Raw genomic sequence first — 16429 nt, 5'->3', positions numbered from 1 at the left:
ACGGTTTTCTGGCGACTTCACGTTCCGCCGACGAACCGCACGATTAGACGACGATACTTCACGTTCCGCCGGCGGATCTACGCTCCGACGACGAACGTCACTGCGACGAGCGCGAGCGCGCTCACGACCACGAACTGGACCAGCACGAGCGCGACCGGTCTGAACCCGGCCGTCCGCATCTCCTGGATCCGGATGTCGAACCCCAGTCCGGCGAACGCGAGCGCGAACAGCCAGTCGTTCGTCGCGGCGAGCAGCGCCGTCCCGCCCGGGGAGAGCGCGCCCGCGCTCGTCGCGCCGACGACGAGGAGGAAGCCGACGAGGAACTTGGGGTACTCCGTCCAGAGCGCCCGGAGGTCCGTCCCGTCGCCGCGGGCGTAGTGGACCGAGTAGCCGATCGCGACCGCGCCGATGAACGCGTTGCGGACGAGCTTCGTCAGCGTCCCCCACCGTCCGGCGACCTCGCCGTACGCGAACGTCGCGGCGGCGACCGGCCCCGTCGAGAACATGCTCAGGCCCGCCCACACGCCGAACGGTTTCTGGCCGAGGCCGAGCGCGTTCCCGGCGAGCGGGAACGCGACGATGGTGACCGCGTCGAACAGCAGCACGGTCCCCGCGGCGTACGCCACCGTGCTCTCGTCGGCGTCGACGGCCCGGGCGACGGCGGCGACGGCGGAGACCCCGCAGACGCTCGCCCCGGCGGCGAGCAGCGAGCCGGTTCGTTCGGGGAGCGAGAACACTCGCCTCGCCAGCGTCTCGCCGAGGAGGACGCCGAGGACGACGACCCCCAGCGTGAGCGCGACGACGGTCGGTCCCGACGCGACGACCTCGCCGAGCGTCAGCTGCGCGCCGAGGAGGACGATGCCGACCTCCAGCGCGAGCGTGTGGAGGCCGATCCCCGGCTCCGCCCACCCTGGCGTTCCCGCGACGTTAGCGATCACCGCGCCGGCGAGGATGGCGACGACGAGCATCCCGACGCCCGGCACGACCGCCGCCACTTCGTGGGCGGCGACGGCGACCGCGACGAGGACGGCCGCCCCCGGGGCGAGCGAGCGCACCCGCGCCGCGGCCAGCGACGACGGCCGGGTCGCCGTCACGGCGATCCGACCGCCACGACGAGGACGAGGCCGACGCCGATGGCCGTCGCTCGCCACCCCCGATCGAGCGAGAACCACCACGCGCAGATCCTGTCGGCGACGGCCCGCCCGAGTCGGCGGAGCGCGGAACGAAGCATTCGGTACGACGTTACCGGCGGCCGCTGATAGCCGTTCCGCCGTCGATCGAGGCGGCCGACGACCGCGCACGGCGCATCACAAGGGTCATCCGTCGCGTCGTCACATCGCCGGTATGTACCGAAGCGGCGCGTTCGTCGCGGACCACTGCTCGCCCGTCTCGCCCGAGCAGGTCCAGCCGAACGGCCTCGACCTCACGCTCGGCACCGTCTTCGAACAGGTCTCCCGCGGGCGAATCGACCGCGACGGAAAGACGATCGGCGAGCGCGTGGAGTGTCCCCCCCGCGAGGGTCCCGACGCGGACGTCTTCCGCCTCGATCCCGGCGCGTACGTCCTCCGGTACGCCGAGACGGTCGGCATCCCCGAGGGGCACGTCGGGTTCATCTACCCGCGCTCGTCGCTCATGCGCAACTCCTGCATGCTCAACACGGCCGTCTGGGACGCGGGCTACGAGGGGGTCGGCGAGGGGCTGTTGCAGGTCCACCGCGCCATCGACCTCGAACGCGGCGCACGCGTCGCCCAGCTCGTCCTCGCCGAGGCCGACCACGAGGGCGTCTACGACGGGAGCTACCAGGGGGAGAACCTCGGGTAGCTCGGTTAGCGCTACCGATCGTCTCGATCGCGCGCGTGCTCCAGCCACGTCGGCCGCTCGACGCGCGTCTCGCCGACGTCGGTGATCGCGTGACGGTACGCGAACGATACTCGGGTACCCTCCGCGTCGACGAGCGTCGCGGACCACTCGTCGAGACGGACGATCCCCGAACCGTCGACGAGGAGCGTCGCGGAGAACTCGGTGAGCGTCGCGTTCTCAGACGCGCCGGCCGGCAGGCCGCGGTACGCCGCCGGCCCGTCCGCGACGTAGCGCGTCACCGTCGCGCCGTCGAAGCGAGCGCCCCCGGCGCGCTCGTAGCTGACGTTCCCGATCTCCGTGAGGGGGAGGCCCATCGCCTCGGTCACGTTGACGGGGTCGGGGGCGAACGACGAGCTATCGTTCGCGGACGTGATCGTGTAGCTCGCGTTCTCGGCCGTCGCGTTCGGGTCGAACTTCGACTGCACGTACGTCGTTTCACCCTCCGTGTAGGTGTCGACCGGCAGAACGAACGTGCTCCAGCTGCGCGCCCGGTCCGCATCGAGATCGACTCGATACTCGGTCGACACGTTGAACCCGCCCGGTTCCACGGTCGGGTCGGTCGACGCGATGGCGATCTCCCGTCGCGCGCTGAACGCCGCGAGTACTGGCACCTGATCGAGCAGGACCGCTCGACGTGGACGCTCGAACTCGACCTGCGGCCGCACGTGGAGTCCTTCTAGACACCCTTTTGCTGCGCTCACGTGCCAGCGACACGCTTCGCGGTCGCTGGCGGTTCGCTGGCAAACGCTGCATTGTGAGACGCGAAGCGTCTCACAGGCTTCCAGAACCGTGCACGGTTCTGGAAGGACCAATCCCCTCCTCACCCCCTCGTCGCGCCGTCGGCGCTCCTCGGGGGCTCGTCACCGGAACGCACCGCGTTCCGGTTGGCTCACGAGGGTAGAACGCTCGTGAACGTCGGGCCGCTCGCTCCCTGCGGTCGCTCGCGGTACAGCGCGCCGGCGTCAGCCGTGGTGCTCAGATCGGTCGTCTCCCCCGTACTTTTATATCCGAGAGCGGGACCAGAGGCCCCCGTGACGTGAGAGTCGTCGCGGGGTGCCTGCGGTTGTGCGACGCCACGCCCCGCGAGCCGTCCGCGGCGTCGCCTGTTCGCCAGGACGTTTTGCCGCGCTCGCTCGGCACTGCGCGCCTCACTCGCTGCCAAAACCTCCACCGAAACCGCGCCTCATCCCCTCAGTCGCTCCGCTCCGTCGAGGGTTCGACGCGTCCGCTCTCCCTCCGAGGGACGCGCTGTGCTCGCCCAGCGTGCCCCCGCTCACTTCGTCGCCGACCGATGGCCGGCTTCCAGCGGGACCGCCGGTCCCGACCGGTTCGCGGGACCCCCGGTCGCTCGCGGATGCAACGCTGGCGACGGCGGCGGAACGGTCCACGAGCGGTGCTACTCCCCGGCGGAATCGATGTTCTCGTGGTCGCGGGGTGAACGCAGAGCGGACGAGACGTTCCGTGTCTCGTCGTGGCGGGTGTTCCGGACAAAGGACGGCGAAGTCAGCACCGCGGGCCGAAGGCCGAGGAGCGGGGCCGACGGCAGTGAGGAACGCTTCTCGTTCCTCGGGCCGCGTGAACGGCGCGAAGCGTCGTGAGTGTGAGGACTTAGAGAGCGTTCGCGCCGCTGGTCGGTACGCCGAGGTCCTCGACGAGCGGTCGGTGCGCCGTTCACTTTCACTCCGCGAGCGCACCCCTGAAGTACGTCCGTCTCCACCCTCTGGCAATGAGCGACACAGGCTCCGGCCCGCTCCAGCCGGACCGTCCCGGACTCGACAGACCGTTTCGCGTGGACGCGCCGTTCGAGCCGGCGGGCGATCAGCCGGCGGCCATCGAGCAGCTGGCGTCGGGGTACGAGAGCGGGATGCGCGAGCAGACCCTTCTGGGCGTGACGGGGTCGGGGAAGACCAACACCGTCGCGTGGGTGATCGAGGAGGTCCAGAAGCCGACGCTGGTGCTCGCGCACAACAAGACGCTCGCGGCGCAGCTCTACGACGAGTTCCGGTCGCTGTTCCCCGACAACGCGGTCGAGTACTTCGTCTCCTACTACGACTACTACCAGCCGGAGGCGTACGTCGAGCAGACGGACACCTACATCGACAAGGACGCCTCGATCAACGACGAGATCGACCGCCTGCGCCACTCCGCGACGCGCTCGCTGCTCACCCGCGACGACGTGATCGTGGTCGCCTCCGTGTCGGCGATCTACGGCCTCGGCGACCCGCGAAACTACGAGGACATGGCGCTGCGCCTGGAAGTGGGTCAGTCGATCGACCGCGACGAGTTGCTGGGCCGACTCGTGGACCTCAACTACGAGCGCAACGACGTGGACTTCACGCAGGGGGCGTTCCGCGTGCGCGGGGACACCGTCGAGGTGTTCCCCATGTACGGGCGCTACGCCGTCCGGGTCGAGTTCTGGGGCGACGAGATCGACCGGATGCAGAAGATCGACACGCTGGAGGGGGAGACGAAGGGCGAACAGCGGGCCGTGCTCGTCCACCCCGCGGAGCACTACTCGATCCCCGAGGACCGACTGGAGCGCGCGATCGGCGAGATCGAGGAGCTGATGCACGAGCGCGTGCGGTACTTCGAGCGCCAGGGCGACCTCCTCGCCGCCCAGCGCATCGAGGAGCGCACCACCTTCGACCTCGAGATGCTGCGGGAGGCGGGCTACTGCTCGGGCATCGAGAACTACTCCGTCCACCTCTCCGACCGGGAATCCGGCGACGCGCCGTACACCCTGCTCGATTACTTCCCCGACGACTTCCTCACCGTCGTCGACGAGTCGCACGTGACGCTCCCGCAGGTGAAGGGCCAGTTCGCCGGCGACAAGTCGCGCAAGGACTCGCTCGTGGAGAACGGCTTTCGCCTCCCGACGGCGTACGACAACCGCCCGCTCACCTTCGAGGAGTTCGAGGAGAAGGCCGGCGACCTGCTCTACGTGAGCGCGACGCCGGGGGACTACGAGCGCGAGCGCAGCGAGCAGGTGGTCGAGCAGATCGTCCGCCCCACGCACCTCGTCGACCCGCGGGTGGAGGTCTCGCCCGCGGAGGGGCAGGTGGACGACCTCATGGCGCGCATCGACGGGCGCGTGGCCGACGACGAGCGCGTGCTCGTGACCACCCTGACCAAGCGAATGGCCGAGGACCTCACCGAGTACCTGGAGGAGGCGGGCGTCGCCGTCGAGTACATGCACGACGAGACGGACACCCTGGAGCGCCACGAACTCGTCCGCGGCCTGCGCCTGGGGGAGTTCGACGTCCTCGTCGGCATCAACCTCCTCCGGGAGGGCCTCGACATCCCGGAGGTGTCGCTCGTCGCCGTCCTCGACGCGGACCAGCAGGGGTTCCTGCGCTCCACGACCACCCTCATCCAGACGATGGGCCGGGCCGCCCGCAACGTCAACGGCGAGGTGGTGCTGTACGCCGACGAGACGACCGACGCGATGGCCGACGCGATCGATGAGACCCGCCGCCGCCGCGAGATCCAGCGCGAGTTCAACGAGGAGCACGGCCACACCCCCCGGACCATCGACAAGGCGGTCGGCGAGACGAACCTCCCGGGGAGCAAGACCGACACCAGTTCCGTGGCGGGCGTCGAACCCGACAGTCCCGAGGAGGCCGAGGAGTACGTCGCCGAACTCGAAGCGCGGATGCGCGAGGCGGCGGAGAACCTGGAGTTCGAACTCGCCGCCGACATCCGCGATCGCATCCGCGACGTGCGGCGGGCCTACGAACTGGACCGCGAGGACGAGGGCGTGCCCGCGCCGGAGGGCGAGTTCTGAGCGAGGGGCGAGGTTCACCCCCGCTCTCACTCTCCCCCTCGCCCTCTCACTCTCACTCTCACTCTCGGCCCCATCCCCACCCCACTCCGCCATCCCCCCACTCTGCCATCCCCACTCTCACCCTCTCACTCTCATCCCCACCCCGGGCCGAAGTCCTCGTCGGGGGAGAGCGTCAACCATATCCCCGTCCCCGCGCCTCGTTATCTCATGCCGACCGAACGGGTGACGGTCTCGCTCGACGAGGAGGCGGCCGCGGCGCTCGCCGACCTCGTCGACCGGACGGGGGAGGGACGGAGCGAGGTCATCCGACGGGCGCTGACCTTCTACGCCGCGAACTTCGAGGCGGCCAGCAACGACGCCGGGCCGAACCTCGCGGCCTACCACCGGATGCTCTCGGGCGGCGAGCACGTCCTCCTCGACGTGGACTTCCTGCACTGCTTCCTCGACTACGTCGAGGACGAGACGGGGACGCCGGATCCCGCGTTCCTCGACGCCGCCGACACCGTCGCAGACTATCACGCCCGCGAGTACGCCGGGCGCTTCGACGACGTGGGCGAACTGCTGGAGTGGCTCTCGTTCTGCGGCTTCCTCTCCGTGCGCGCCACCGAGGGCGACACCTACCACGTCGTCTTCCCGTCGGCCTCGCTCCGCTGGTTCATGACCCGCTTCATCGAGCGGAGCGTCCGCGACCTCCCGTTCGAACTCGAGATCGAGGAGAGCGTCTCGAAGGTGCTCGTCACCGAGCGACGGCCGGATGCGGACGCGGCGTAGCCGCCGGCATCGTCCTTCCCCGAGTGTACCACCCTCACACCTGATCGTACCGTAGTCACACTCGCTCGTACCGCCCGTGCGCTCGGTGCGCACGGCTCATAACAACCCTTTTCCGCCCGAGATAGGTCCGTGAGAGCATGACACACGAGCGGTGGTCGCAGTGAAGCTGATCGAACGGCTCCGGGCGATCGGTCCCGGTGCGATGGTCGCGGCGGCGTTCATCGGTCCGGGGACGGTGACGACGGCCAGCGTGACGGGCGCGCGGTTCGGCTACGCCCTGATCTGGACGATCGCGTTTTCGGTCCTGGCGACGATCGTCCTCCAGGAGATGAGCGCCCGCCTGGGGATCGTCTCCCGGGAGGGGCTGGGCGAGGCGCTGCGCGGGCGGTTCGACTCGCCCGCGCTCCAGTACGCGAGCGTCGCGCTCGTGGTGAGCGCCATCGGCGTCGGGACCGCCGCCTACGAGACGGGGAACATCCTCGGCGGCGCGGCGGGCCTCGCGACCGTGACCGGCGTGAGCGCGTCGGTGTGGGGACCGATCATCGGCCTCGCCGCCGCCGCGCTGCTGTGGACGGGTCGGTACGAACTGATCGAGCGCGCCCTGGTCGCGCTCGTCGCGATCATGGGCGTCTCCTTCCTCGTCGACGCGATCCTCATCGGGCCGGACCTCGGCGCGCTGGCGGCGGGGTTCGTCCCGTCGGTTCCGGAGGGGTCGCTCTTTCTCATCACCGGACTCATCGGGACGACGGTCGTCGGATACAACCTCTTCCTGCACGCGAGCAGCGTCCAGGAGCGGTGGGACGGGCCGGAGGACCTGGGCGCGTGCCGGACGGACACGGTCCTCTCGATCGTCGTCGGTGGGCTGATCACGCTCTCGATCCTCGTGACCGCGGCGGCGGTGTTCCCGGCCGGCACGCGGATCGAGGACGTCGGGCGGATGGCCGAACAGCTCGAACCCGTCGCGGGGACGTACGCGAAGGTGTTCTTCAGCGTCGGCCTGTTCGCCGCGGGCTTCACCAGCGCGACGACGGCCCCGCTCGCGGGCGCGTACGCCACCGCCGGGGCGCTCGGCTGGGACGCCGACCTCACGTCCACGCGGTTCCGGGCGGTCTGGATGTCCATCCTCGGGGTCGGGATCCTCTTCTCGGCGCTCGACTACAGCCCCGTCGAGGCGATCCTGTTCGCCCAGGTCGCGAACGGCATCCTCCTCCCGATCGTCGCGGTCTTCCTCATCCTGGTGATGAACGACCACGCGACCCTCGGGCGTTACGTCAACTCGACGGTCCAGAACGCCCTCGGCGCGGTCGTCACGCTGATCGTCGTCTGGCTCGGCGTTCGGAGCCTCCTCACGCTCCTCGGGGTGATCTGAGTGGCAGCGGAGACGGCCGTCGGCGTCGACGTCGGCGGGACCTTCACGGACGTCGTGCTCCTCCGCGGGGACGACCTCGTCACCGCGAAGGTGCCGAGCACGGCCGATCAGAGCGTCGGCGTCCTCGCGGGCATCGAGAAGGCCTGCGAGCGCGCCGGGATCGCGCCCGACGCGATCGACGACTTCACCCACGCGATGACCGTCTCGGTCAACGCGCTCCTCGAGGGGAACGGCGCGCGGACGGCGCTGGTCACCACCGCGGGCTTCCGCGACGTGCTCGAGATCGGCCGGCAGGACCGCCCGTCGCTGTACGACCTCGACGCCGAGAAGCCCGCGCCGCTGGTGCCGCGCCGTCGGCGCTTCGCGGTGGACGAGCGGGCGACCGTCGACGGCGTGGAGCGGGAGGTCGACCCCGAGGCGGTCCGCGAGGTGGCCGGGGAGATCGAGGCGTCGGGCGCGGAGGCCGTCGCGGTCTGCCTGCTGCACGCCTACGCCCATCCCGAGAACGAGGCCGCCGTCGCCGAGGCGCTCGAATCGGAACTCGACGTTCCGGTCTCCGTCTCCCACGAGGTGCTCGCCGAGTTCCGCGAGTACGAGCGTGCCTCGACGACCGTCGCGGACGCCTACGTCACGCCCGCCATCGACGCCTACGTCGGTCGGCTGGTCGAGCGCGCGAGCGAGGCGGGTGTCCCCGAGCCGACCGTGATGCAGGCGAACGGCGGGATCACCGACGCCGAAACGGTCAGAGAGCACGCCGTCCGCACGTGCATGTCGGGTCCCGCGGCCGGCGTCGTCGGGGCGCTGGCCAGCGTCGGCGGGCGCGACGGTGGAGCGGCGTCCGACGCGGACGACTCGCGCGGCGCTCGGGACCTCACTGGTCTCGTCACCTTCGACATGGGCGGCACGTCGAGCGACGTGAGCCTCGTGCGCGATGGGGAGATCGAGCGAACCACCGATGCGGCGATCGGCGGCCGCCCGATCAGGACCCCGATGGTGGACGTGACGACCGTCGGCGCGGGCGGCGGGAGCAAGGGCTGGGTCGACGCCGGGGGCGCGCTCCGCGTCGGCCCCGAGTCCGCTGGCGCGGAACCGGGGCCCGTCTGCTACGGCCTTGGCGGGACCGATCCGACCGTCACGGACGCGAACGTCGTCCTCGGCTACGTCGGCGCGAGCACGAGCCTCGGCGGCGAACTCTCCGTCGACGTCGACGCCGCCCGCGGCGCGCTCGCCGACCTCGCGGACGAGACGGGCCTTGACGGGCCTATCGCGGCCGCCCGCGGGGTGTACCGCGTCGCCAACGCGACGATGAGCCGCGCGATCCGGGCGGTGACGCTCGAACGCGGCCACGACCCCCGCGGGTTCGGCCTCGTCGCCTTCGGCGGCGCGGGACCGATGCACGCCGCCGCGCTCGCGTCCGGACTCGGCATCGGCACCGTCGTCGTCCCGCGGGCCTGCGGCGTCCTCTCGGCGTACGGCCTGCTCGCGGCCGACGAGAAACACGACGCCGTCAGGACCCACCGCGAGTCGCTGTCCGCGATCGACGCGGACGCGGTCGAGGCGACCTACGGGGAACTCGAGGCCGCCGTCCGCGAGGAGTGTAGCGACGCCGCCGAGGCCCTCGTGACCCGCCGCGCGGACCTCCGTTACGCCGGCCAGAGCTTCGAACTCACCGTCGCCGCCGACCGGCCGTTCGATCCCCGGACCGTCGAGGAACGGTTCCACGCCGCCCACGAGTCGACCTACGGCTACCGGATGGACGAGGCGGTCGACCTCGTCAACGTCCGGACCGAGGCGACCGTCGAGCGCCCGCCCGTCGACGTGGCGTACGAGGCGCGCGGCGACGCGCTGATCGGCGAGCGCGAGGCGCACTTCGGCGACGGTCCGCGCGAGACGGCGATCTACGACCGCGAGCGCCTGCCGCCGGGCGAGGCGCTGTCGGGGCCGGCCGTCCTCGAGGGGGAGGAGAGCACGGTCGTCGTCCCGCCGTCGTGGGAGGGCGTCGTCGAACCGGACGGGACGGTGGTGCTCACGGAGGTGGCGTCGTGAGCGACGCCCCGGGTTCCAGCCCCCGGACGGAGATCGACGCCGTCACGCTGGAGATCCTCCGCAACCAGCTCGAGAGCGTCGCGGAGGAGATGGGCCAGGTGCTCATCAACGGTTCCTATTCCCCGAACATCAAGGAGCGCCAGGACTGCTCGACCGCCCTCTTCGACGCCGAGGGGCGGATGGTCGCGCAGGCCGAGCACATCCCGGTCCACCTCGGGGCGATGCCGGAGGCGGTGGACGCGGTGCGCGAGCGCGACCCGCGGCCGGGCGACGTGTTCGTCCTCAACGACCCCTTCGACGGCGGGACGCACCTGCCGGACGTGACGCTCGTCTCGCCGCTCGCCCCCGACGGCGAGATCCTCGGGTACGCCGTCTCCCGCGCCCACCACGCCGACGTCGGGGGGTCGACACCCGGGAGCATGCCCGCCGGCTCCCGCGAGATCTACCAGGAGGGGTTGCGCCTCCCGCCGGTCCGCCTCGTCGCCGAGGGTGAGCCGAACGAGGACGTGCGGTCGATCCTCCTCGCCAACGTCCGGACGCCCGACGAGCGCCGGGCGGACCTCCGGGCGCAGATCGCGGCCAACGAGCGCGCCGAGGCGCGCCTGGGCGAGTTGCTCGAGGAGCACCCGGACCTCGTGCCGTCGGCGTTCGACGCGGTCGTCGACTACTCCCGCCAGCGCATCGCGGCCGAGATCGAGGCGCTCCCCGACGGCACGTACGCCGCGAGCGACGCGCTGGAGGGCGACGGCGTCCTCGAGCACGCTTCGGGGGCCGATCCGGCGGACGTGTCGATCCCGATCGAGGCGACCGTCACGATCGACGGCGACCGGATCGTCGTCGACTTCGAGGGGACGGCGGACCAGGTGCCGGGGAACGTGAACGCGCCGCTGGCGGTCGCCAAGAGCGCCGTCTACTTCGTCGTCCGCTGCGTCACCGACCCGGAGATCCCGCCGAACCAGGGGTGTTACGATCCGGTGACCGTCCGCGTTCCGGAGGGGTCGCTGCTCGACCCGCGCCCGCCCGCGGCGGTCGTCGGGGGGAACGTCGAGACGAGCCAGCGGGTGACGGACGTCGTGCTCGCGGCCTTCGCGGAGGCCGTCCCCGACCGCGTCCCGGCGGGGGGACAGGGCACGATGAACAACCTCATCGTCGGGAGCCGGACGGGGTCGTTCACCTACTACGAGACCGTCGCGGGCGGCTTCGGCGCGCGCCCGTCGAAGGACGGCATGGACGGCGTCCAGGTCGGCATGACCAACACGCTCAACACGCCCGTCGAGGCGCTCGAGGCCGCCTATCCGCTCCGCGTCGAGCGGTACAGCTTCCGCCCGGACAGCGGCGGCGACGGCCGGTTCCGCGGCGGCCTCGGTCTCGAACGATCCGTGACCGTCGAGGCGGACGCCACCGTCTCGCTGCTCACCGAGCGCCGACGCACCCCGCCGGCGGGGCTCGCGGGCGGCGAGGACGGCGCGCTCGGGCGCAACCTGATCGACGGCGAGCCGGTCGCCGCCAAGACCTCCGTCGACGTGGACGCCGGCACGACGGTCACCGTGCTCACGCCCGGCGGCGGCGGCCACGGCGACCCCGACGAGCGCGATCCCGAGGCCCGCGAACGCGACCGCGCCGACGGGAAGGTGACGAGGTGACGGGTGACGGGATGACGGGACCACCCCCCGAACGCGACGGTTCGGCCGCCGCCGACTCGACCGCCGCCGACCCGACCGCCGCCGACCCGACCGCCGCCGCCGACTCGACCGCTCGTGGTGACCCGACCGCCCGCGGCGACCGCCTCCGCCTCGGCGTCGTCGTCCCCTCCTCGAACACGACGGTCGAACCGGAGTTCGCCGCGTGGACGCCGCCCCGGGCGTCGATCCACGCCGCCCGGATGCCGCTCGTCGAGGTGACCGTCGAGGCGCTCGACGCGATGGCGGCCGACGCCGTCGCGGCGGCGGAGCGGCTGGCCCACGCGGACGTGGACGCGGTCGCCTACGCCTGCACCACGGGCAGTCTCATCCACGGACACGGCTTCGACGCCGATCTGGAGCGCCGCCTCCGGGAGGCGACCGGCGCGCCGGCCGTGGCGACGGCGCTCTCGGTCCGCCGCGCGCTCGACGCGCTCGACGCGACCACCGTCGCCGTGGCGACGCCGTACACCGACGCGCTGAACGAACGGGAGCGCGAGTACCTGGAGGACGCCGGCTTCGACGTGCGGCACCTCGACGGGCTCGGGATCGAGCGCAACGCGGACATCGGTCGGCTCACCCCCGACGACGCCCGCGAGCAGGCGGCGTCGGTCCTCGCGGCCGCGTCGGACGCGGACGCGCTGTTCGTCTCCTGCACCAACTACCCGACGCTCGCGGCGGTCGAGCGCCTCGCCCGGGACGTCCCGACGGTCACGAGCAACCTGGCGACGCTGTGGGACCTCTGTCGGGTCGCCGGGCTCGACGCCGGCTTCCTGCCCGGCGGCCTGCCCGCCCCGAATCCGTCGGACGATCCCTGACTCCGCCTCGACCCTCGACGAATAACAAATCAACTTGTTCTATGTAAAATTGGCTTGGAAATGTTTATGTGTCGTCGGCGAAACGCAGGTGATGCGGCTCAGCGGCCCGCGTGAGCCGGGGTCCGCGCCGTAGATCTCGAATGGCGATACTATCATGAGCGAGAGCACCACCTCACAGCGAGAGACCGCCCGTTCGCTCGTCGAACGGGCGCGCACAGGTCACGAGGACGTACTCGACGCCGACGCCGTCGCGGAACTCGCGGCGGCGGTCGAGCGAAACGTCTACGCGACGGCCGACGAGGCCGAACTCTACGACGCCGTCGTGGACGCCGCGACCGCCCGGATCGAGCGCGATCCGGCGTACGAACGACTCGCCGCCCGGGTCGCTCGCCGACGCTACGAGCGCTCGTTCTTCGACCCGACGCTCGCGGACGAGGCGCGCGACGACGCCTATCGGCGGGCCTTCCGGGAGGGAATCGAGCGGGGCCTCGACGCCGGACGCCTGGACGACCGGATGGCGGAGTACGATCTCGACGCCCTGTCCGGGGCCCTCCGTCCCGAGCGCGACGACGAACTGGGGTACGTCGCGATCGAGACGCTCGTCCAGCGGTACTTCCTCCGCGTGGAGGACGAACCGATCGAACTCCCGCAGGCGTTCTGGATGCGCGTGGCGATGGGACTCGCGTTACAGGAGAACGACCGGGGGGCGCGGGCCGTCGAGTTCTACGACGCGATGTCGCGTCTGTTGTTCGTCCCCTCGACGCCCACGCTCTTTCACGCCGGAACGACCCACCCACAACTCTCCTCGTGTTACCTCACGACCGTCGCGGACGACCTCGACGGCATCTTCGAGAGGTACGGCGAGCACGCCCGCCTCTCTAAGTGGTCCGGCGGGATCGGTACCGACTGGACGAACGTCCGGGCCGCGGGCGCGCGCATCGAGTCGACCGGCGTCGAGTCCACCGGCGTCGTCCCCTTCCTCAAGATCTCGAACGACGTGACGGCGGCGATCAACCGCTCCGGCAAGCGCCGGGGGGCGGCCTGCGCCTACCTCGCGTGCTGGCACCTCGACTTCCCCGCCTTCCTCGACCTCCGGCGCAACACCGGCGACGAACGCAGACGCACCCACGACATGAACACCGCCGCCTGGGTGCCTGACCTGTTCGTGAAGCGCGTCGCGGAGGGGGGCGAGTGGACGCTGTTCTCCCCGGACGAGGTCCCGGACCTCCACGGACTGTACGGGCGCGAGTTCGAAGCGCGCTACGAGGAGTACGAGCGCCGCGCCGAGGCGGGCGATCTCGATCTGTACGAGCGCGTCGACGCCGAGGACCTCTGGCGCACGATGCTCACCCGACTGTTCGAGACTGGCCACCCGTGGCTCACGTTCAAGGATCCCTGCAACGTCCGCTCGCCGCAGGACCACGCGGGCGTCGTCAACTCCTCGAACCTCTGCACGGAGATCACGCTCAACACGAGCGAGGACGAGACCGCCGTCTGTAACCTCGGGTCGGTGAACCTCGCCCGACACGTCGGGGACGATAGGTTGGACCGCGAGCGCGTCGCGGACACCGTCGCCACGGCGACGCGGATGCTCGACGACGTGGTGGATCTCAACTTCTACCCGAGCGAGAACGCGGAGCGGTCGAACCTGCGCCACCGCCCGGTCGGACTTGGCGTGATGGGGTTCCACGAGGCGCTGCTGGAACTCGGCGTACCGATGGCCTCGGAGCGCGCCGCCGATCTGGCCGACGAGTGGGGGGAGGTGGTCGCCTACCACGCGATCCTCGGCTCCTCGCGGCTGGCACGAGAACGCGGCGCGTACGAGTCCTTCGAGGGGTCGAAGTGGGACCGCGGCGTCCTCCCCCAGGACACCGTCGCGCTCCTGGCGGAGGAACGCGGCCGCGAGATCCCCCTCTCGGTCGAGGAGCGCCTCGACTGGGACGCGGTGCGCGAGCACGTCGCGTCCCACGGGATGCGCAACTCGAACGTGACGGCGGTCGCGCCCACCGCGACCATCTCGACCATCGCTGGGACGACCCCCTCCGTCGAACCGATCTACTCGAACCTGTACGTCAAGTCGAACATGTCCGGGGAGTTCACGATCGTCAACGAGCACCTCGTCGCGGACCTGAAGGCGGCGGGGCTGTGGGACGCGGAGATGGTCGATCGGCTCAAGTACCGCGACGGGTCCGTCCAGGAGATCGACGACGTCCCCGCCGAGATCCGCGAGCGCCACCGCGGCGCGTTCGAGATCGACCCGCGCCACCTCCTGCGACTCACCGCCAGGCGGGGGATCTGGATCGACCAGAGCCAGTCGCACAACGTCTTCTTCCCGAGCACCGACGGCCGACGCCTCGCCGACGTCTACCGCACGGCGTGGGAACTGGGACTGAAGACCACCTACTACCTCCGCACTCTCGGGGCGAGCCAGATCGAGAAGACGACCCTCGACATGGACGAGTACGACGACACGCAGTTCCGCGACGGCGGAGACGACGGCTCCGACTCGGGGGCCGACGCGCCCGAGTCGGCCGACCTCCCGAGCGTCGAGGACCCCACCTGCGAGTCCTGCCAGTAGCACCGCACGCAGACCCCACACGACCTCGAACCGATGCCACTACTCGACACCGACAGCCAGCACGACCCGAACAAGATCCTCCCCATCGAATACGACTGGGCCCGCGAGTACTACCGCGCGGGCGTCGACAACAACTGGATCCCCGAGGAGATACCGATGCAGGGCGACGTCTCCCAGTGGACCGGCGACGACCTGAGCGACGCCGAGCGGCGACTCGTCGAGTGGAACCTCGGGTTCTTCTCGACCGCCGAGTCGCTGACGGCCAACAACCTCGTCCTCGCCGTCTACGACCACGTCACCGCCCCCGAGTGCCGACAGTACCTCCTCCGGCAGGCCTACGAGGAGGCGATCCACACGGACACGTTCATCTACTGCTGTGACACCCTCGGGTTCGACCCCGACTACCTCTATGGGATGTACGACCGCGTTCCCTCCATCGCGGAGAAGGACGAGTTCGTGGTCGACCTCACGCGCGCCATCGACCGCGACGACTTCGAGATCGAGACGACCGCCGACGTGCGGTCCTTCCTGCGCGACCTCGTCGGCTTCTACGTCGTCATGGAGGGACTGTTCTTCTACGCCGGTTTCGCCGCGATGCTCGCGCTGAAGCGCCGGGGGAAGATGGTGGGCATCGGCGAGCAGTTCGAGTACATCATGCGCGACGAGTCGCTGCACGTCAACTTCGGCGTGGACCTCATCGACGGTATCCGCGCCGAACACCCCGACGCGTGGACCGACGAGTTCGGTCGGGAGGTCGCGGACCTCGTCGCGGAGGCCGTCGATCTCGAGAAGGTCTACGCCCGGGACGCCTGTCCGCCCGAGATCCTCGGGATAGGACCGGGGCAGTTCTCCGAGTACGTCGAGTACGTCGCGGACCGCCGCCTGCGCCAGCTCGATCTCCCCCCGCAGTTCGGGACCGAAAACCCCTTCCCGTGGATGTCCGAGGCGGTGGACCTCAACAAGGAGAAGAACTTCTTCGAGACGAAAGTCACCGAGTATCGCAGCGGGGGCTCGCTCGAATGGTGAGCGCCGACCTCGAGCACGAACCCGTCGGATCGGCGACGCTCGCGGACTCCTACACCGAACTGAGCGAGATCCTGATGCCGAACGACACGAACAACCTCGGCCGGGCGCTCGGCGGCTCCGTCCTCCACTGGATGGACATCTGCGGGGCGATCGCCGCGCGGCGGTTCTCCCGTCGCCAGGTCGTCACGGCGTCGATGGATCACGTCGACTTCCTCGCACACATCGCCCTCGGCGACATCGTCACCGTCTCGGGCTACGCGTTCGACACCGGCGAGACGAGCGTCGACGTCGCCGTCACGGTCCGCGCCGAACGTCCCGCCGCGGACGTTCGGCGGGACACCGCCACCTCGTTCTTCACGTTCGTCGCGCTCGACGGGGAGGAGCGACCGACCGCGGTGCCCGCGCTCGACTGCCCGACCGACGACCAGCGCGCGCTCAGGGATCGAGCACTCGAGGAACGGCGTGGTCGCGGGCGGGGGGAGGGAGAGTCCGGATAGC

At 70.7% G+C, this 16429-nt stretch carries 13 protein-coding genes and 1 pseudogene; 11 read left to right on the top strand and 3 right to left on the bottom strand.

What is annotated here, in order from left to right:
* Positions 1–77: 77 nt before the first annotated feature.
* Positions 78–1094, bottom strand: coding sequence for a YeiH family protein (locus tag NKI68_RS07845; protein ID WP_254546161.1), 1017 nt, complete (start codon positions 1092–1094; stop codon positions 78–80).
* Positions 1091–1231 carry a hypothetical protein gene (locus NKI68_RS07840; RefSeq protein WP_254546160.1) on the bottom strand — a complete coding sequence of 47 codons (141 nt, stop codon included), beginning with the start codon at positions 1229–1231 and terminating at the stop codon, positions 1091–1093. Before NKI68_RS07840 ends, NKI68_RS07845 begins: the two co-directional genes overlap by 4 nt.
* A gap of 104 nt (positions 1232–1335) precedes the next feature.
* Between NKI68_RS07840 and NKI68_RS07835 the strand changes: the two genes are divergently transcribed.
* Positions 1336–1821, top strand: a complete 486-nt coding sequence (locus NKI68_RS07835) for a deoxyuridine 5'-triphosphate nucleotidohydrolase (protein ID WP_256562696.1) — start codon at positions 1336–1338, stop codon at positions 1819–1821.
* 11 nt (positions 1822–1832) lie between these two features.
* On the opposite strand, the gene NKI68_RS23925 is transcribed toward NKI68_RS07835, so the two are convergent.
* Entirely contained in the window at positions 1833–2387 is a 555-nt protein-coding gene (locus NKI68_RS23925; protein WP_438267813.1) for a DUF7537 family lipoprotein, read from the bottom strand.
* A 69-nt stretch (positions 2388–2456) separates the two neighbouring features.
* Here NKI68_RS23925 and NKI68_RS23775 point away from each other — a divergent pair.
* The 10 genes and pseudogenes from NKI68_RS23775 to NKI68_RS07785 form a co-directional block, all read left to right on the top strand.
* Positions 2457–2540 (top strand): annotated as a pseudogene (locus NKI68_RS23775) (short-chain dehydrogenase); the annotation flags it as partial.
* Between the two features lie 1046 nt (positions 2541–3586).
* A complete protein-coding gene (uvrB, locus tag NKI68_RS07825; RefSeq protein ID WP_254546157.1) occupies positions 3587–5644 on the top strand; it encodes an excinuclease ABC subunit UvrB in 2058 nt (685 codons plus the stop codon).
* 207 nt (positions 5645–5851) lie between these two features.
* A complete protein-coding gene (locus NKI68_RS07820; RefSeq protein WP_254546156.1) occupies positions 5852–6415 on the top strand; it encodes a ribbon-helix-helix protein, CopG family in 564 nt (187 codons plus the stop codon).
* A gap of 160 nt (positions 6416–6575) precedes the next feature.
* Positions 6576–7784, top strand: a complete 1209-nt coding sequence (locus NKI68_RS07815; protein ID WP_254546155.1) for an Nramp family divalent metal transporter — start codon at positions 6576–6578, stop codon at positions 7782–7784.
* Positions 7785–9830, top strand: coding sequence for a hydantoinase/oxoprolinase family protein (locus NKI68_RS07810; protein ID WP_254546154.1), 2046 nt, complete (start codon positions 7785–7787; stop codon positions 9828–9830). It begins immediately after the preceding gene.
* The gene (locus NKI68_RS07805) at positions 9827–11473 is read left to right on the top strand and encodes a hydantoinase B/oxoprolinase family protein (protein ID WP_256562681.1); all 1647 of its coding nucleotides are present in this window, start codon (positions 9827–9829) and stop codon (positions 11471–11473) included. Before NKI68_RS07810 ends, NKI68_RS07805 begins: the two co-directional genes overlap by 4 nt.
* Positions 11474–11484: 11 nt before the next feature.
* Complete coding sequence (locus tag NKI68_RS07800) at positions 11485–12327, top strand: maleate cis-trans isomerase family protein (RefSeq protein ID WP_254546153.1); 843 nt, start codon at positions 11485–11487, stop codon at positions 12325–12327.
* A gap of 154 nt (positions 12328–12481) precedes the next feature.
* The gene (locus tag NKI68_RS07795; protein ID WP_254546152.1) at positions 12482–14905 is read left to right on the top strand and encodes a ribonucleoside-diphosphate reductase subunit alpha; all 2424 of its coding nucleotides are present in this window, start codon (positions 12482–12484) and stop codon (positions 14903–14905) included.
* 33 nt (positions 14906–14938) lie between these two features.
* Positions 14939–15931: a ribonucleotide-diphosphate reductase subunit beta gene (locus NKI68_RS07790; protein WP_254546151.1), complete on the top strand. Its 993-nt coding sequence runs from the start codon at positions 14939–14941 to the stop codon at positions 15929–15931.
* A complete protein-coding gene (locus NKI68_RS07785; protein ID WP_254546150.1) occupies positions 15925–16428 on the top strand; it encodes an acyl-CoA thioesterase in 504 nt (167 codons plus the stop codon). The genes NKI68_RS07790 and NKI68_RS07785 overlap by 7 nt, the downstream gene beginning before the upstream one ends.
* Position 16429 lies beyond the last annotated feature (1 nt).

Source organism: Halomarina pelagica, from assembly GCF_024228315.1.
Lineage (GTDB): Archaea > Halobacteriota > Halobacteria > Halobacteriales > Haloarculaceae > Halomarina > Halomarina pelagica.
This window is presented reverse-complemented; position numbering and strand designations above follow the sequence as displayed.